The 13,860-nt window shown below is 68.1% G+C and carries 10 protein-coding genes; 3 read left to right on the forward strand and 7 right to left on the reverse strand.

Going from position 1 to position 13,860, the window contains the following annotated elements:
* The first annotated feature begins 306 nt into the window (after window positions 1–306).
* Window positions 307–1,893, forward strand: a complete 1,587-nt coding sequence (locus OG729_RS29415) for a Na+/H+ antiporter (RefSeq protein ID WP_360881690.1) — start codon at window positions 307–309, stop codon at window positions 1,891–1,893.
* 7 nt (window positions 1,894–1,900) lie between these two features.
* Here the strand turns inward: OG729_RS29415 and OG729_RS29420 are convergent, their stop codons facing one another.
* Window positions 1,901–3,010 carry a mechanosensitive ion channel family protein gene (locus OG729_RS29420; RefSeq protein ID WP_405808885.1) on the reverse strand — a complete coding sequence of 370 codons (1,110 nt, stop codon included), beginning with the start codon at window positions 3,008–3,010 and terminating at the stop codon, window positions 1,901–1,903.
* A gap of 47 nt (window positions 3,011–3,057) precedes the next feature.
* Between OG729_RS29420 and OG729_RS29425 the strand changes: the two genes are divergently transcribed.
* Window positions 3,058–3,636 carry a dienelactone hydrolase family protein gene (locus tag OG729_RS29425; RefSeq protein WP_405808886.1) on the forward strand — a complete coding sequence of 193 codons (579 nt, stop codon included), beginning with the start codon at window positions 3,058–3,060 and terminating at the stop codon, window positions 3,634–3,636.
* Window positions 3,637–3,677: 41 nt separating this feature from the next.
* Here OG729_RS29425 and OG729_RS29430 read toward each other — a convergent pair whose 3' ends face one another.
* The 5 genes from OG729_RS29430 to OG729_RS29450 all read right to left on the reverse strand — a co-directional run bounded on the left by OG729_RS29430 (window position 3,678) and on the right by OG729_RS29450 (window position 9,818).
* Window positions 3,678–4,637: a zinc metalloprotease gene (locus OG729_RS29430; RefSeq protein WP_360881726.1), complete on the reverse strand. Its 960-nt coding sequence runs from the start codon at window positions 4,635–4,637 to the stop codon at window positions 3,678–3,680.
* 359 nt (window positions 4,638–4,996) lie between these two features.
* Entirely contained in the window at window positions 4,997–6,649 is a 1,653-nt protein-coding gene (locus OG729_RS29435) for an alkaline phosphatase D family protein (protein ID WP_405808887.1), read from the reverse strand.
* 228 nt (window positions 6,650–6,877) lie between these two features.
* Window positions 6,878–7,693: a DsbA family protein gene (locus tag OG729_RS29440; RefSeq protein ID WP_360881682.1), complete on the reverse strand. Its 816-nt coding sequence runs from the start codon at window positions 7,691–7,693 to the stop codon at window positions 6,878–6,880.
* Window positions 7,694–7,750: 57 nt separating this feature from the next.
* On the reverse strand, window positions 7,751–8,434 hold the full coding sequence (locus tag OG729_RS29445; protein ID WP_405808888.1) for a hypothetical protein: 684 nt from the start codon (window positions 8,432–8,434) through the stop codon (window positions 7,751–7,753).
* Between the two features lie 55 nt (window positions 8,435–8,489).
* Complete coding sequence (locus OG729_RS29450; protein ID WP_405808889.1) at window positions 8,490–9,818, reverse strand: DUF2252 domain-containing protein; 1,329 nt, start codon at window positions 9,816–9,818, stop codon at window positions 8,490–8,492.
* Window positions 9,819–9,988: 170 nt separating this feature from the next.
* Between OG729_RS29450 and dnaE the strand changes: the two genes are divergently transcribed.
* Window positions 9,989–13,528: a DNA polymerase III subunit alpha gene (gene dnaE, locus OG729_RS29455; RefSeq protein ID WP_405808890.1), complete on the forward strand. Its 3,540-nt coding sequence runs from the start codon at window positions 9,989–9,991 to the stop codon at window positions 13,526–13,528.
* 120 nt (window positions 13,529–13,648) lie between these two features.
* On the opposite strand, the gene OG729_RS29460 is transcribed toward dnaE, so the two are convergent.
* Window positions 13,649–13,837, reverse strand: a complete 189-nt coding sequence (locus OG729_RS29460) for a hypothetical protein (RefSeq protein WP_360881674.1) — start codon at window positions 13,835–13,837, stop codon at window positions 13,649–13,651.
* Window positions 13,838–13,860: the final 23 nt, after the last annotated feature.

Here is a 13,860-nt window from a genome sequence, read left to right on the forward strand (position 1 = left end):
CCAGCTCGTCCACGGGCCCAGGGGCGGAACGTCCCGCGGTGTCGCCGGGTGTGTGCCCGCTGTCGTGATCACCGCCGTTGCGTGGCACGGGAGTTGGATGGCGAGTACATCACGTCGTCCCACGACCCGCATGGTGCCCGCGCCTCAGCAGAACCGGAAGACCTCTCGCGCAATAAACATCCGATGGCTGTTCAGGATCGTGAATCAGAGGCCTCTTCCGCAGGGGGTGTTGGGATGATTACGGCGATTTGCGTGGCACGCTGGAAGGCCTGACCGTGGAGGTCTCAAACCGCCGGAGGGCACACCGTGGACCAATTGGCGCTGCTGTTCGCGCTGTTGCTCGGGGCCGTGGTGACGGTGCCCCTGGGGGAGCGGCTCAAGCTGCCCGCGCCGGTGCTGATGACGCTGGCCGGGATTGTTCTGGCCTTTGTACCGGCGGTGCCGAATGTCGACGTGCCGCCCGAGTTCATCCTGCCGCTGTTGCTGCCGCCGCTGCTGTACGCAGCCGTGCAGCGCACCTCCTGGCGGCAGTTCACCGCCAACATCCGGCCGATCCTGCTGCTCGCGGTCGCGCTGGTATTCGTGACGACGGCGGCGGTGGCGGCCGTCGCCAACGCGATCGTTCCCGGGGTGCCGATCGCCGCGGCTGTCGCGCTCGGCGCGCTGGTCGCGCCGCCCGACCCGGTGGCCGCGACCGCCGTCGCCGGGTCGCTCGGACTGCCGCGACGACTGGTCTCGATCCTGGAGGGGGAAGGGCTGTTCAACGATGTCACCGCGATCGTGCTCTACCACGTGGCGATCGCGGCGGCGGTGAGCGGAACGTTCTCCTGGCCCGCCGCGGCGGGTGAACTGGTGCTGTCGGCCGTGGTGGCCGTCGCCGTCGGGCTGGCGCTCGGCTGGCTCTCCAACAAGCTGATGGGGCTCCTCGGCGATGCGACGCTGCAGATCGGCCTGTCGCTGATGGTGCCGTTCGTCAGCTATGTACTGGCCGAGGAGCTGAAAGGGTCGGGTGTTCTCGCCGTCCTCACCACCGGGCTCTTCCTGGCCGAGCATGCGGCCGACGCCGACGACGTGATGGGGCGGCTCGCCGGGAACACCTTCTGGCAGATCGTCGACACCCTCGTGACCGGAGTCGCGTTCGGGCTCATCGGCCTCGAACTGCACAACGTCTTCGGCACGGCCGACGGTCGCGAGACGCAGATGCTGGGGTGGGGCGCGGCGATCACCGGCGTTGTCGTGGTCGTACGGCTGCTGTGGCTGATGCCCGCGACCTGGCTCGCCAAGCGGCTGCACACCCTGCGGGACTACGACGAGGAAATCCCCGTCAGCTGGCGGGAGACCGTCGTCATGTGGTGGGCGGGGATGCGAGGGGTGGTGTCGGTGGCTCTGGCGCTCGCGATCCCGCTGAAGACGGACAGCGGGGCGGGCTTTCCCGCCCGGGACGAGATCATCTTCATCGCCTTCGCGGTCATCCTGGCCACGCTCGTCCTCCAGGGGCTGACGCTGCCCTGGCTGGTCCGGCGGCTCGGCGTGCGTGCGGACGCGGACGCCGAACGCGAACTGGAACGGCGCCTGGCACTGCGCGCCGCGAAGGCGGCGAAGCACCGGCTGCGGGAGATCGAGGCGGTGGAGGAGCTGCCGGAGGACATCAGCGAACGGCTGCTGCGCAGGGCGTACGACATCGGGGTGCGGATCAGCCCGGACATCATGGACGAGGAGCGGCGCGAGTGGTTCGCCAAGCGCGTGGACCGGATGAGGACGGTACAGCGGATCCAGCGGGAGATGCTGTCGGCGGCGCGGCACGAGGTCCTCTCGGCCCGCAACGAACCCGGCGCCGACCCCGAAGTCGTGGACCGGGTGCTGCGGCACCTGGACGTCCACAGCCTGCGATGACGATGTGTCAGCCGCGGCCCGTGCGGGCCCGGGTGTCGCCCTCGTGGGTCTCGTCCCGCGGAGGCGGGACGGACACGCCGTCACGAGCGGCCGGGGCCGTCGAGACCCGCGGCAGCGCGTAGGGATGCTTCTCGTACAGCCAGGCGATCATCTGCTCCCGTACGGCACACCGCGCCGTCCAGAGGTCGTCCGCATCCTTGGCCGTCACCACGGCCCGCACCAGAATCGTGGTCGGCGTCGTGTCCGTGACCGCCAGACTCCAGTCCCGGCCGTCCCATGCCGTGCAGTCACCCAGGATCTCCGGAAGCTTCTCGCGCATCAGACCCACCGGAGCCGAGTGGTCCAGATGGAAGAAGACCGTCCCGGTCATCTGCACCCCGCCGCGCGACCAGTTCTCGAACGGCTTGCCGGTGAAGTACGACACAGGCATCGTGATCCGGCGCTCGTCCCAGGTCCGTACGGCGAGGAAGGTGAGCGTGACCTCCTCGACCACACCCCACTCCCCGTCCACCACCACCGTGTCGCCGATCCGCACCATGTCGCCGAACGCGATCTGGAAGCCGGCGAAGAGATTGCCGAGTGTGGACTGCGCGGCGACACCGGCGACGATGCCGATGATGCCCGCGGAGGCCAGCATCGAGGCCCCGAGCTTCTCCATGCCGGGGAAGGTCAGCAGCATCGCCGCGGCCGCTACCACCACGACGATCGCGGTGACGATCCGCATGATCAGCGTGACCTGCGTACGCACCCGCCGCACCCGGGCCGGATCGCGAGTCGACGACGCATAACGGGCGTACGAGGACTCGACGACGGCGGACACGTTCCGGGTCACCAGCCATGCCCCGGCGCCGATCAGCACCAGCGACAGCACATGGCCGATGCCCGCCTCGTGCACCTCGATGGGCTGCCAGCCGGTCTCCCGGAAGCTCCCTCTCAGCAGCGCGGTGAGCAGCACCACCTGGAAGGGCAGCCGGCAGCGGCGCAGCAGCCCCCACAGCGGGGTCTCGGGGTGGCGGTCGTCCACTCGGCGCAACAGCAGGTCAAGGACCCAGCCGAGCAGCAGCGTGAGCACGACCGAACCACCGAGGACGATCAACGGGCGCAGTACGTTCTCCATGACTCCGACGCTAACTTGACTACGACGTCAACTGGCAGGATGGCCGAATGAACATCATGCTCTTCCATTCGGTCTACGGTCTGCGCCCGGCCGTGCGCGCGGCAGCCGACCGGCTGCGTGAAGCCGGGCACCAGGTTCACGTGCCCGACCTCTTCGAGGGACAAACCGTCGAAAGTGTCGAAGAGGGCAGGGAACTCAAGGACAAGATCGGCAATGAGGAGCTGCTGCGCCGGGCGATCCTGGCCGCCTCGCCGTACTCGGACCGGGGTCTGGTGTACGCGGGCTTCTCGCTCGGCGGCTCGATCGCACAGAATCTCGCGATGGGCGACGAGAAGGCGCGCGGGCTGCTGCTTGTCCACGGCACGTCCGACATCGCGGAGGGCGCGAGCGTGGACGAGCTGCCCGTACAGCTGCATGTCGCCGATCCCGACCCCTTCGAGCCGCACGACTGGCTGAGCGCCTGGTATCTGCAGATGCAGCGGGCGGGTGCGGATGTGGAGGTCTACCGCTACCCGGGCGCCGGGCATCTGTACACCGACCCCGAGCTGCCCGACTACGACGAGGCGGCGGCCGAGCAGACCTGGCGGGTGGCGCTGGGCTTCCTGTCGACGCTCGAGCAGCGCTAGCGGGGTGGCTGCCCGCCGCGGGTGCGGCGGGCAGCCTGGCGTCAGCCGGCCCGGTAGGCGGTCCAGCTGTCCTTCATCCGCTGCACCTGGCCCGCGGTGAACTGGTACATGCACGGGTCGTAGGTGTAGTCCATGAAGTTGTGGATCGGGTCCACGCCGGTCTTGTTGGCGCAGCTGTCACGGCCGGTCGGGCAGGCGGTCGCCGCGGTCTTCTCGGCCGGGGTGTCCGAGACATAGTCGCCGTTGCCGGAGCAGCCGCCCTGGAAGGTGTGGTACAGCCCCATCCAGTGGCCGACTTCGTGGGTGGCGGTGTCGCCCTCGTTGTAGTTGGTCGCGGAACCGCCGGGCAGCGAGGTGTCGAGGACGACCACACCGTCGTCGGAGGGGTCGGAGGCGTAGGAGGACGGGAAGGTGGCCCAGCCGAGCAGGCCGCCGCCGAGGCTGGCGGTGTAGAAGTTGAGCGCGCCGGCGCCGCCCTTGCGCAGCGTGGACTTCATGGCCGTCTCGGCGGAGGAGCCGGGCTGGATGCCGTTGTACCAGGTGGCGTTGTCCGTGTAGTCCGTGCCCGCCAGCGAGAACTGGAAGCTCGAGTTGGTGTTGCCGGTGCCCTGGCCGGCGTAGGCCGCGTTGAGGACCGAGATCTGCTTGGAGATGTCGGTGGCGGTGAGCTTGCCGGTCGAACCGCTGTGGATGACGTGGAAGTAGACCGGGATCGTGGTCGTGGCGGCGGCGGAGAATCTGCGGCCGTCGGCCCGGGCCGCCTCGACTCTCTTCTTCAGATCCGCGTCCATGGCCTGGGCCTTGGCGGCGGTGACCTCGTTGGGCTCGTGGGCCTGGGTGCCGCCGACGGGGCGGGACTTGCGGGCGGCGGCGCTCGTGCCGGTGTCCTCCGCGCACTCGTTGGCGGCGGACGTGGCGGCGGTTGCCTTGGTGCCGGGTGCCTGGGCGGCGGCGATGCCCGAGGGGGCGGAGAGCGGTGAGAGGGCCAGGGTTCCGGCCATGATTGCCGTGCCGATTACGCGGTTACGCAAACGCGGCGATATGCGGGCAAAAGTACGCACAGGGTCTCCTCGCGTGGGGGTGTGGGGGAGGGCCTTTTTCTGGCCACCGCGGGGAGATTACGGGTGCATGACATGGCTCAATGAGTGCTGATCAAGCCCAATTGACTCGCGTAGACCGGGGTGCATCAGGGGTGAAATCGCCTGTGCCGCCCGAGGGTTGGGATGCCCGCGTAACAAGTGGGGCTGAAGCGACGGGTGGTGTGTCCGCATTCATGGTGCGGATCACGCCACCCGTCGCGGCGATGTGATCTTGAGTTAACACATCGCGGAGTGGCTGGAATTCGCCGTTGGGGCGGGGGTCAGCGCACCGGCTGGTTCACCCGCTCGACCTTCTGCGTTCCGCTGAGCGTCCGGTAGGAGCGGCTCCACTTGGTGGTCGCGTCCTGCTTCGTCTTGTCGGAGATGACGTAGTAGTCCATCTGGGAGTGTTCGGCGGTGATGTCGAGCACGCCGTAGCCGTGGTTGTCCATGTCCAGCCACTTCACATGGCGGTTGGCCGCCTTGACGGCCGTCTCGGCCACCAGCGAGAGAGTGTTGGGCGCGACATGGAGGATGTCGTCCAGGTTGTCGGACGTCACCGATGTCACGACGAACTCGGTCGCCGCGGACTGCGACAGCGGATACGTCGCCGCCTTGACCGGCACATCGTTCGCCCAGGCCATGTGGATGTCACCGGTGAGGAAGACGGTGTTCTTGATGCCGCGCCGGGTGAGATGCGCCAGCAGCTCCTTGCGGTCGTCCGTGTAGCCGTCCCACTGGTCGACGTTGATCGCGAGGCCCTCCTTGGGCAGGCCGAGCAACTCCGCGATCGGCTCCAGGAGATGGGCCGGCAGCGAGCCGAAGGCCACCGGCGAGATCATCACCGACGTGCCGACGAGCTTCCAGGACGCGTCCGATCCGGCGAGACCGGCCTTCAGCCAGTCCAGCTGTGCGCGGCCGGTGATCGTGCGCTCCGGGTCGTCGACGCTGCCGTTGCCGATCGTCGTCTGCTGCGAGCGGAAGGAGCGCAGGTCCAGCAGGTGCAGATCGGCGAGCTTGCCGAAGCGGAGCCGGCGGTAGACCGTGCCCTCGGTGGAGGCGCGTACGGGCATCCACTCGAAGTAGGCCTGGCGCGCGGCCGCGGCGCGCGCGGCCCAGTCGCCCTCGGTACCCGGCGTGTGGTTCTCGGCCCCGCCCGACCAGGTGTCGTTCGCGAACTCGTGGTCGTCCCAGATCGCGATCACCGGGTGGGTGGCGTGCAGCGCCTGCAGATCGGCGTCCGTCTTGTAGGTGGCGTGCCGTGTGCGGTAGTCGGCGAGCGTGATGATCTCGTTCTTCGGGGAGTGCTGCCGTACGACGTACTTGGGCTCGGGGTAGCCGCCGGTCGCGTACTCGTAGATGTAGTCGCCGAGATGGAGGATCGCGTCCAGGTCGGCACGGGCGGCGAGATGGCGGTACGACGAGAAGTAGCCGGACTCCCAGTTGGCGCAGGAGACCACGCCGAAGCGGACGCCGGGCGTTGCGGCGTCGGTGGCGGGGGCCGTGCGGGTGCGGCCGACGGGCGAGACGCTCGCGCCGGCGGTGAAGCGGAAGTAATAGACGGTCGCCTGGCGCAAACCCCTTACATCCACCTTGACGGTGTGGTCGGAGGCGGCCTTCGACGTCGTGCTGCCGCGGGCGACGATGCGGGCGAAGCCCTTGTCCTCCGCGACCTCCCAACTCACCGCGGTGTCCGGGCCCTTGCCCGAGCCCGGCACGGCGTCCGGCGTGGGGGTGATACGCGTCCACAGCAGCACGCCGTCGGGCAACGGGTCGCCCGAGGCTGTGCCGTGCAGAAAGACGGGGGCCTCCTCGGCGGAGGCAGCGGTGGCGGTGGTGGCGACCGCGAGAGCGGGCGCGGCGACGACAGCAGTGGCGGCAGCGGCCTTGACGACCGTGCGGCGGCTGGGAGTTGGCGAGAATCGACTGGTCACGGCCGAACAGACTACTGACCGGTAAACCGAATGCGCGGGCGAACGGGGAAAGTTCGCCTACCCATCGGTAACGGTCAACCGGCCCGTTCCCTGCCGTCCGCCCGCGGCTCCGGCGGCAGCGGTCGGGAGGGGTGCGCGACGGGGACCTGCGCCTCAACGCCGCGCGCCCGTCAGCTCCGCGAAGGGCGGACCGGGTGCGCCGGATCACGGCGCACCCGGTGTGCGAGGTCAGCCCTTGAGGGCCTTGGCGATCGCCGCGTTGTACTGGGCCACCGTCATCGGCGGGCTGTCCGTCCCCTCCGCCGTGATCTTCTTGCCGTCCATCTTCAGCGACGGCGTGCCCTGGACCCCGCTCTTGTCGAACGTCGCCGACATCTTCATCGCCCACGCGTCGAACGTCCCCTCCTCGACGTTCTTCTTGAACTCCGCGTTGTTCTTCAGCGCCGGGACCGTGTCCGCGACCTCCAGGAGATACGCGTCCTTCGCGAACTTGTCGTCGCTCTCCTGGGGGTGGTACTTCGCCGAATACAGCGCGGCCTTGTACTCCGAGAACGCCTCCGGGCTCACATTCAGCGCCGCACCCAGCGCGCTCAGCGCGTTCTTCGAGCCCTCGCCCTGGTCCGCGTTGTCGATGAAGGTCGCGCCTATGTACTTGAGCTTGTACTTCCCCGCGGCGACGTCCTTCTTCACCGTCGCGCCCACCGACTGCTCGAAGTTCGCGCAGATCGGGCAGCGCGAGTCCTCGTACAGCTCCAGCGTCTTCTTCGCCGTCGCCTTGCCGATGACGACGGTCGTCCCGTTGTCGCCCTCGGTGTTCTTCGGCGCGGTGATGTTCTTCTCGTCCTTCACCGACTCCCAGTGGCCCGGCTTGTTCGCCTGCATGACGGCGTATCCGATGCCGCCCGCGATGGCGAGGACCACGACCGTCGAGCCGATGACGACAAGCTGCCGACGGGCCTTGTCCTTCTTGGCCTGGCGCTCACGCTCCTGGCGCAGCCGCTCGCGGGCCGCCGCCTTGTTGGCCTGGCTGTTGCGTGCACTCATGCTGTTTCACTCCGTGTGATGTCGTATCGAGAGATACGGAAAAGGGGGACTGCGGGCTCAGGCGAAAACTGCGGCCGAGCGCGGCGGTCCCCGCCGTCCGACGGAGTGCACCAGCAGGCGGGTGCGGGAGACACGGGGGCGGCCGAGCGCGGGGCACGCCCCCCGGCGTACGGACCGGCGCGCCGTCCCCGAAGCGGCGACCGCCAGCAGCAGCGGCCGGAACGCGAAGGCGCCCACCGCCCGCACCAGAGTGGCCAGCGCGGACTCGCCGCGCCGCAGCCAGGCCGCGGCGAGCAGGCCCACCGACACATGGGCGGCGAGCAGCAGCCAGGGCAGGGCGGGATCGGTGGAGTGGAGCAGGGGCAGCGCAGCATGGCCGGTGGCCACACCCGGCAGCTGTGCGCCGACGCTGTCGCCGCACAGCACGTCGAAGCCGACCGAGCGCAGTGAACCGGCGACCGGCCCTCCCCCGGGGCCGTAACAGACGTCCTGGCCGGTGGTGAACACGGTGTCCGCGGCCAGCTCCAGCGGGACGAGCAGACTCGCGATCCGCCAGTAGCCGCGCTCACGGCCGGACAGGGCGTACGCGACGCCGAAGACGCCCGCCGACAGACCCGCGACGGTGGCCAGCGGCAGCGGAGCCCGGGAGAGCAGCACATGGGAAGCCACGGACAGCGTCACGACCAGTGCCGTGAAGATCGCTGCCCGCAGCCCCCTGAGCTGCATCTCTGATACGTCCATCACCCGGGAGTGTCCCATGGCTGCCGGTAAGCGGTCCCTAAAGATCCGCCGAGGCTCAGCCCAGGCGGCCGTTGCGGAACAGGTCCACGAAGATCTGGTGGTCCGCCCGCGCCCGTGCGCCGTAGCTGTGCGCGAACTCGACCAGCAGCTCGGGGAAGCCCTCCTCGTCGGCCGCGATCGCCGCGTCGATGGCCCGCTCCGTGGAGAACGGCACCAGCGAGTGCCCGCTCTCGTAGTCCGCCGCGCCGTGCATCGTGGCCGTCGCCCGGCCCAGGTCGGCGACGACCGCCGCGATCTCCTCCGGGTCGTCGATGTCGGACCAGTCCAGATCCACCGCGTACGGAGAGACCTCGGCGACCAGCTGGCCGGCGCCGTCCAGCTCGGTCCAGCCCAGCCACGGGTCGGCGTGGTCCTGCAGCGCGCGCTGCGAGATCACCGTGCGGTGGCCCTCGTGCTGGAAGTACTCCCGCACGGCGGTGTCGGTGATGTGCCGGGAGACCGCGGGGGTCTGCGCCTGCTTCATATAGATGATGACGTCGTTCTCGAGGGCGTCGCTGTTGCCCTCCAGCAGGATGTTGTACGAGGGCAGGCCCGCGGACCCGATGCCGATGCCGCGACGGCCCACCACGTCCTTGACGCGGTAGGAGTCGGGCCGGGCCAGGCTGGACTCGGGCAGCGTCTCCAGATAGCCGTCGAAGGCGGCCAGCACCTTGTAGCGGGTGGCCGCGTCCAGCTCGATCGAGCCGCCGCCGGGCGCGAACCGGCGCTCGAAGTCGCGGATCTCGGTCATCGAGTCGAGCAGCGAGAAGCGGGTCAGCGAGCGGGCGTCGCGCAGCACGTCCAGCAGCGGGCCCTCGGCGGTGTCCAGCGTGAAGGGCGGCACCTCGTCGTTCTTCGCGCCCGTCGCCAGGGCGTGGATGCGCTCGCGGTAGGCCGCGGCACAGATCTGGACCAGCTCGGTGATCTGCTCGTCGCTGAGCGCCTTGGTGTAGCCGATCAGCGCCAGCGATGCCGCAAGCCGCTTCAGGTCCCAGGTGAAGGGGCCGACATACGCCTCGTCGAAGTCGTTGACGTTGAAGATCAGACGGCCGTTGGCGTCCATGTACGTGCCGAAGTTCTCGGCGTGCAGATCTCCGTGGATCCACACCCGGCCGGTGCGCTCGTCCAGGAACGGGCCGCCGTGCTGCTCCCGCTCCAGGTCGTTGTAGAAGAGGCAGGCCGTGCCCCGGTAGAACGCGAACGCCGAGGCGGCCATCTTCCGGAACTTGACCTGGAAGGCAGCGGGATCGGCGGCCAGCAGCTGGCCGAAAGCGGTGTCGAAGACGGTGAGAATCTGCTCGCCACGCTCTTCGGCTGTGACCTCGGCGGGGCGCGGTACCGACATCGCTGGGTGCCTCCTGGTGCCTGACAAATAGGAGCGGTGTTCCGCCCCCTCCAACGCACGAAGGTACCCGGGAGTGCCCGCCGACTGTCAGTGCGGCGACGTAGACTTCCACGCTGTTCCCCCAGACTGCCCGCAGCCTGTCATCCACCGTTTTGCTGGAGGCCTCCGCCGTGACCAAGCCGCCTTTCACGCACCTTCACGTCCACACCCAGTACTCCCTGCTGGACGGTGCCGCGCGGCTCAAGGACATGTTCAACGCCTGCAACGAGATGGGCATGACGCACATCGCCATGACCGACCATGGCAACCTGCACGGCGCGTACGACTTCTTCCATTCGGCGAAGAAGGCGGACGTCACGCCCATCATCGGCATCGAGGCGTATGTCGCCCCGGAGTCCCGGCGGAACAAACGGAAGATCCAGTGGGGCCAGCCGCACCAGAAGCGGGACGACGTCTCCGGTTCCGGTGGTTACACCCACAAGACGATCTGGGCGGCGAACAAGACCGGTCTGCACAATCTCTTCCGGCTCTCCTCGGACGCGTACGCCGAGGGCTGGCTGCAGAAGTGGCCCCGGATGGACAAGGAGACCATCGCCCAGTGGTCGGAGGGGCTCATCGCCTCCACCGGCTGCCCCTCCGGCGAGCTCCAGACTCGGCTGCGCCTCGGCCAGTTCGACGATGCCCTCAAGGCGGCCAGTGAGTACCAGGACATCTTCGGCAAGGACAAGTACTTCCTGGAACTGATGGACCACGGCATCGAGATCGAGCGCCGGGTCCGCGACGGCCTGCTGGAGATCGGCAAGAAGCTCGGCATCCCGCCGCTCGTCACCAACGACTCGCACTACACCTACGCCCAAGAGGCCGGCGCGCACGACGCCCTGCTGTGCATCCAGACCGGCAAGAACCTCTCGGACCCGGACCGCTTCCGCTTCGACGGCACCGGGTACTACCTCAAGTCCACCGACGAGATGTACGCCGTGGACTCCTCGGACGCCTGGCAGGAGGGCTGCGCCAACACCCTCCTCGTCGCGCAGCAGATCGACACCACCGGCATGTTCGAGGCGAAGAACCTCATGCCGAAGTTCGACATCCCCGAGGGCTTCACCGAGATCACCTGGTTCCAGGAGGAAGTCCGGCGCGGCATGGAGCGCCGCTATCCGGGCGGCATCCCCGAGGACCGCCAGAAGCAGGCCGAGTACGAGATGGACGTCATCATCCAGATGGGGTTCCCTGGCTACTTCCTCGTGGTCGCCGACTTCATCATGTGGGCCAAGAACAACGGCATCGCGGTGGGTCCCGGCCGAGGCTCCGCGGCCGGTTCGATCGTCGCGTACGCGATGGGCATCACCGACCTCGACCCGATCGAGCACGGCCTGATCTTCGAGCGGTTCCTCAACCCCGAGCGTGTCTCCATGCCCGATGTCGACATCGACTTCGACGAGCGTCGGCGCGTCGAAGTGATCCGGTACGTCACCGAGAAGTACGGCGCCGACAAGGTCGCCATGATCGGTACGTACGGAAAGATCAAGGCGAAGAACGCGATCAAGGACTCCGCCCGCGTCCTCGGCTACCCGTACGCGATGGGCGACCGGCTCACCAAGGCGATGCCGGCCGATGTCCTCGGCAAGGGCATCGACCTCTCCGGCATCACCGACCCCTCGCACCCGCGCTACAGCGAGGCCGGCGAGATCCGCGGGATGTACGAGAACGAGCCGGACGTGAAGAAGGTGATCGACACCGCCAAGGGCGTCGAGGGCCTGGTCCGGCAGATGGGCGTGCACGCCGCCGGCGTCATCATGTCCAGCGAGCCCATCGTCGACCACGCCCCGATCTGGGTGCGGCACACCGACGGCGTCACCATCACGCAGTGGGACTACCCGCAGTGCGAGTCGCTGGGCCTGCTGAAGATGGACTTCCTCGGCCTGCGCAACCTCACGATCATGGACGACGCCATCAAGATGGTGAAGGCCAACAAGGGCATCGACCTGGAGATGCTCTCCCTCCCGCTGGACGACCCCACGACGTACGAACTGCTCTGCCGCGGTGACACCCTCGGCGTCTTCCAGTTCGACGGCGGCCCCATGCGTTCGCTGCTGCGGCTGATGAAGCCCGACAACTTCGAGGACATTTCCGCCGTCTCGGCCCTGTACCGGCCGGGCCCGATGGGCATGAACTCGCACACGAACTACGCGCTCCGCAAGAACGGCCAGCAGGAGATCACGCCGATCCACCCCGAGCTCGAGGAGCCTCTCAAGGAGGTCCTCGGCGTCACCTACGGCCTGATCGTCTACCAGGAGCAGGTGCAGAAGGCCGCCCAGATCATCGCGGGGTACTCGCTCGGCGAGGCCGACATCCTGCGCCGGGTGATGGGCAAGAAGAAGCCCGAGGAGCTGGCGAAGAACTTCGTTCTGTTCCAGGAAGGCGCCCGCAAGAACAACTACTCGGACCAGGCGATCCAGGCCCTGTGGGACGTGCTGGTCCCGTTCGCCGGATACGCGTTCAACAAGGCGCACTCCTCGGCGTACGGCCTGGTCACCTACTGGACCGCGTATCTCAAGGCGAACTATCCCGCCGAGTACATGGCCGCGCTGCTCACCTCGGTGAAGGACGACAAGGACAAGTCCGCGGTCTATCTGAACGAGTGCCGCCGCATGGGCATCAAGGTGCTGCCGCCCAATGTGAACGAGTCCCAGTCGAACTTCGCCGCGCAGGGCGACGACGTGATCCTCTTCGGCCTCTCCGCCGTCCGCAATGTCGGCACGAACGTTGTGGAATCGATCATCCGCAGTCGCAAGGCCAAGGGGAAGTACACCTCCTTCCCCGACTTCCTTGACAAGGTCGAGGCCGTCGTCTGCAATAAGCGGACCGTTGAATCGCTCATCAAGGCCGGCGCCTTCGACGAGATGGGCCACACCCGCAAGGGCCTGGTCGCCCACCACGAGCCGATGATCGACAACGTGGTGGCGGTCAAGCGCAAGGAGGCCGAGGGCCAGTTCGACCTGTTCGGCGGGATGGGCGAACAGGACAACGACGAGCCGGGCTTCGGGCTCGACGTCGAGTTCTCCGACATCGAATGGGACAAGTCGTATCTGCTCGCGCAGGAGCGCGAGATGCTCGGCCTCTATGTCTCCGACCATCCGCTCTTCGGTATCGAGCATGTCCTGAGCGACAAGACGGACGCGGCGATCTCCCAGCTCACCGGCGGGGAGCACGCCGACGGCGCGGTCGTCACCATCGGCGGCATCATCTCCGGCCTGCAGCGCAAGATGACCAAGCAGGGCAACGCCTGGGCGATCGCCACCGTCGAGGATCTGGCCGGCTCCATCGAGTGCATGTTCTTCCCGGCGACCTACCAACTGGTGTCGACACAGCTCGTCGAGGACACCGTGGTCTTCGTCAAGGGACGGCTCGACAAGCGCGAGGACATCCCGCGTCTCGTCGCCATGGAGCTGATGGTCCCCGACCTCTCGTCGGCGGGCACCAACGCCCCGGTGGTCGTCACCATCCCCACGGTCAAGGTCACCCCGCCGATGATCAGCAGGCTCGGCGAGATCCTCAGCCACCACAAGGGCAACACCGAGGTGCGGATCAAGCTGCAGGGTCCCCGCAAGACCACCGTGCTCCGGCTCGACCGGCACCGCGTCCAGCCCGACCCGGCGCTCTTCGGCGACCTGAAGGTGCTGCTCGGCCCGTCCTGCCTGGCCGGCTGAGACCTCCGTACGGAGCGGAGACTTTCGTACCGAGCGGAGGACTCTGTACGCATACGCAAGGGGCGCGCCCGTCGTCACGGGCGCGCCCCTGTGGCGTGAGAGTGCTGCTATAAGGCGCGATCAGTTGTGGCCGAAGCGCTTCTGGTGCTTGCGGGCCACGTCCGCCGGGCTGCCCTGAGCCTGGGACTGGGGGTGGGCCTGTGCCTGGGACTCGTAGGCAGTCGACTTGGCGGCCTGCTCGGGGCCGCGCTCCGAGGACGACGCGCGGTCCTGCTGACCACTCTGCTTGCGGTTCTTGTTCTTGGCCATGGTGATTCCTCCTGTGGGTCTCG

It is taken from the genome of Streptomyces sp. NBC_00210, assembly GCF_045160975.1.
In the GTDB taxonomy this organism is placed as follows: domain Bacteria; phylum Actinomycetota; class Actinomycetes; order Streptomycetales; family Streptomycetaceae; genus Streptomyces.

What these genes read in the sequence shown, in the direction of transcription:
- OG729_RS29420 (WP_405808885.1), bottom strand. Translation starts at nt 3,010, where the DNA reads ATGGAGAACGTACTGCGCCCGTTGATCGTCCTCGGTGGTTCGGTCGTG.
- OG729_RS29425 (WP_405808886.1), top strand. Translation starts at nt 3,058, where the DNA reads ATGAACATCATGCTCTTCCATTCGGTCTACGGTCTGCGCCCGGCCGTG.
- OG729_RS29430 (WP_360881726.1), bottom strand. Translation starts at nt 4,637, where the DNA reads ATGGCCGGAACCCTGGCCCTCTCACCGCTCTCCGCCCCCTCGGGCATC.
- OG729_RS29440 (WP_360881682.1), bottom strand. Translation starts at nt 7,693, where the DNA reads ATGAGTGCACGCAACAGCCAGGCCAACAAGGCGGCGGCCCGCGAGCGG.
- OG729_RS29445 (WP_405808888.1), bottom strand. Translation starts at nt 8,434, where the DNA reads ATGGACGTATCAGAGATGCAGCTCAGGGGGCTGCGGGCAGCGATCTTC.
- OG729_RS29450 (WP_405808889.1), bottom strand. Translation starts at nt 9,818, where the DNA reads ATGTCGGTACCGCGCCCCGCCGAGGTCACAGCCGAAGAGCGTGGCGAG.
- OG729_RS29460 (WP_360881674.1), bottom strand. Translation starts at nt 13,837, where the DNA reads ATGGCCAAGAACAAGAACCGCAAGCAGAGTGGTCAGCAGGACCGCGCG.